This window comes from Paenibacillus sp. IHBB 3054 (assembly GCF_051594305.1).
In the GTDB taxonomy this organism is placed as follows: Bacteria; Bacillota; Bacilli; order Paenibacillales; family Paenibacillaceae; genus Paenibacillus_AQ.
On record NZ_JBOFBG010000086.1, the window covers coordinates 1 to 2,931 of the forward strand.

1 rRNA gene is annotated in these 2,931 nt (G+C 53.6%); it reads right to left on the minus strand.

Going from position 1 to position 2,931, the window contains the following annotated elements:
* Position 1: 1 nt before the first annotated feature.
* Positions 2 to 2,928, minus strand: a 23S ribosomal RNA gene (locus tag ACQ76X_RS35635).
* Between the last annotated feature and the right edge of the window lie 3 nt (positions 2,929 to 2,931).

Below are 2,931 nucleotides of genomic sequence, written 5' to 3' on the forward strand. Positions count from 1 at the left end.
GTTGGATAAGCCCTCGACCGATTAGTATTGGTCAGCTCCATGCATTGCTGCACTTCCACCTCCAACCTATCTACCTCGTCGTCTTCAAGGGGTCTTACTAATTGGGAAATCTCATCTTGAGGGGGGCTTCACGCTTAGATGCTTTCAGCGCTTATCCCGTCCGTACGTAGCTACTCAGCCATGCTCCTGGCGGAACAACTGATGCACCAGCGGTACGTCCATCCCGGTCCTCTCGTACTAAGGACAGCTCCTCTCAAATTTCCTGCGCCCACGACAGATAGGGACCGAACTGTCTCACGACGTTCTGAACCCAGCTCGCGTACCGCTTTAATGGGCGAACAGCCCAACCCTTGGGACCTACTTCAGCCCCAGGATGCGATGAGCCGACATCGAGGTGCCAAACCTCCCCGTCGATGTGGACTCTTGGGGGAGATAAGCCTGTTATCCCCAGGGTAGCTTTTATCCGTTGAGCGATGGCCCTTCCATGCGGTACCACCGGATCACTAAGTCCGACTTTCGTCCCTGCTCGACTTGTTGGTCTCGCAGTCAAGCTCCCTTATGCCTTTGCACTCTTCGAATGATTTCCAACCATTCTGAGGGAACCTTTGAACGCCTCCGTTACTCTTTAGGAGGCGACCGCCCCAGTCAAACTGCCCGCCTGACACGGTCCCCGTACCCGATTAGGGCACTAGGTTAGAACCTAGATACGATCAGGGTGGTATCCCAACGGCGCCTCCGCAGAAGCTTGCGCTCCTGCCTCTACGGCTCCCACCTATCCTGTACAGATCGTACCCAAATTCAATATCAAGCTGCAGTAAAGCTCCATGGGGTCTTTCCGTCTTGTCGCGGGTAACCTGCATCTTCACAGGTATTAAAATTTCACCGGATCTCTCGTTGAGACAGCGCCCAAGTCGTTACGCCATTCGTGCGGGTCAGAATTTACCTGACAAGGAATTTCGCTACCTTAGGACCGTTATAGTTACGGCCGCCGTTTACTGGGGCTTCGGTTCACAGCTTCGGATTGCTCCTAACCGCTCCCCTTAACCTTCCAGCACCGGGCAGGCGTCAGCCCGTATACTTCGCCTTGCGGCTTCGCACAGACCTGTGTTTTTGCTAAACAGTCGCTTGGGCCTTTTCACTGCGGCCCCCTCGGGCTATTCACCCTACCGAGGCACCCCTTCTCCCGAAGTTACGGGGTCATTTTGCCGAGTTCCTTAACGAGAGTTCTTCCGCGCGCCTTAGAATTCTCTTCTCGCCTACCTGTGTCGGTTTGCGGTACGGGCACCTTCTCCTGGCTAGAGGCTTTTCTTGGCAGTGTGAGATCATGACCTTCGCTACTATAATTTTCGCTCCCCATCACAGCCCAGCCTTAACGATGTGCGGATTTGCCTACACACCAGCCTCACTGCTTAGACGGACATCCATCAGTCCGCGTCACTACCCTCCTGCGTCACCCCATCGCTCATAGCGGATTACGGTGGTACAGTAATTTCAAACTGTTGTCCTTCGACTACGCCTTTCGGCCTCGCCTTAGGTCCCGACTTACCCTGAGCGGACGAGCCTTCCTCAGGAAACCTTGGGCTTTCGGCGGATCAGATTCTCACTGATCTTTTCGTTACTCATACCGGCATTCTCACTTGTATGCTGTCCAGCGCTCCTTACGGTACACCTTCAACCTGCATACAACGCTCCCCTACCCCAGATGCAAAGCATCTAGCCATAGCTTCGGTGGTGTGTTTAGCCCCGTTACATTTTCGGCGCAGAGTCACTCGACCAGTGAGCTATTACGCACTCTTTCAATGGTGGCTGCTTCTAAGCCAACATCCTGGTTGTCTGTGCAACTCCACATCCTTTCCCACTTAACACACACTTGGGGACCTTAGCTGATGGTCTGGGCTGTTTCCCTTTTGACAATGGATCTTAGCACTCACTGTCTGACTCCCGGCAAGAAGTTAATGGCATTCGGAGTTTGACTGAGCTTGGTAACCCTTGCGGGCCCCGCACCCAATCAGTGCTCTACCTCCACCACTCCATTCACCGAGGCTAGCCCTAAAGCTATTTCGGGGAGAACCAGCTATCTCCGAGTTCGATTGGAATTTCTCCGCTACCCCCACCTCATCCCCGCATTTTTCAACATACGTGGGTTCGGGCCTCCAGTGCGTGTTACCGCACCTTCACCCTGGACAGGGGTAGATCACACGGTTTCGGGTCTACGTCCACATACTAAATCGCCCTATTCAGACTCGCTTTCGCTGCGGCTCCGGCTTCTCACCTTAACCTTGCATGTTAAACGTAACTCGCCGGTTCATTCTACAAAAGGCACGCCATCACCCATAGATTGGGCTCTGACTTTTTGTAAGCACACGGTTTCAGGTTCTATTTCACTCCCCTTCCGGGGTGCTTTTCACCTTTCCCTCACGGTACTGTTTCACTATCGGTCGCCAGGTAGTATTTAGCCTTAGCAGATGGTCCTGCTGGATTCATACGGGGTTTCACGTGCCCCGCACTACTCGGGATCCGTCTCGGAGAGAACACAGTTTAGGCTACAGGGCTTTTACCTCTATCGCGGGCCTTTCCAGACCTCTTCGCCTACCATATTCCTTTGTAACTCCATGTGAGACGTCCCACAACCCCAAGGGGCAAGCCCCTTGGTTTAGGCTGTTCCGCGTTCGCTCGCCGCTACTGACGGAATCACTATTGTTTTCTCTTCCTCAGGGTACTTAGATGTTTCAGTTCCCCTGGTCTGCCTCTATCTCCCCTATGTATTCAGAGAGAAGTAACTGCGAATTACCACAGCTGGGTTTCCCCATTCGGACACCCCCGGATCAAAGCTTGCTTACAGCTCCCCGAGGCAGTTTCGTTGTTCGCCACGTCCTTCGTCGGCTCCTGGCGCCTAGGCATCCTCCGTGTGCTCTTATTAGCTTAACCAAT